The 593-nt window shown below is 68.5% G+C and carries 1 pseudogene; it reads right to left on the bottom strand.

Annotated elements, in window-relative coordinates:
* A pseudogene (locus GYB81_RS23985) lies at positions 1–323 on the bottom strand (DNA helicase UvrD); the annotation flags it as partial.
* Positions 324–593: the final 270 nt, after the last annotated feature.

Below are 593 nucleotides of genomic sequence, written 5' to 3' on the forward strand. Positions count from 1 at the left end.
GTCACAGCCTGCGCCACCTGCTCGCGCATGGCGCGCTCCTGGGATTCGTCGACCTTCAGTGCGGCAGCCGGATAGATTCCCTGCGGCGCGCGCCGCGAGGCGGCAGCGGGCTTGCGTGGGGCCCCCCGAACGGCGCCCTTCGCAGGCTTGCCGGCGGCCTTGGCCGGAGCCTTCGCGGCGTTCTTCCTGGAGCGGGCCTTGGCCGGCTGCAACAAGGCTTCGCGAGCCTCGCGCTCGGCCTGCAGGTAGGCGGTGGTACGCGGGAAACAACGCGCCAGGGCGCTGGAGAGCATCGACTTGTAGCGCCGTACGGCAGACAGCATCGGGGACCGGTCCAGACAAAGCATGTGGCTGAATCATAAGTGTTTTCCGCCCTCGGCCGACAGTCGGACGCGAACCGCCCATCGCGCCAGGGCAACCCTTGCGCGACCGCGCCGGTCTACCCTTCGGGCCCTGCCGGCCTGCCAACTCAGCGAAAACAAGGAGCCTACCCATGAGCGATTGGGCAATCACCTACAGCAAGGACGAAGCCACCGAGCGTCAAGTCCTGCCGTTCCCCCACAAGCCGAGCCCCGAAGCGGTCGCCGAGCACC

It is taken from the genome of Pseudomonas yangonensis (genome assembly GCF_009932725.1).
Classification (GTDB): domain Bacteria; phylum Pseudomonadota; class Gammaproteobacteria; order Pseudomonadales; family Pseudomonadaceae; genus Aquipseudomonas; species Aquipseudomonas yangonensis.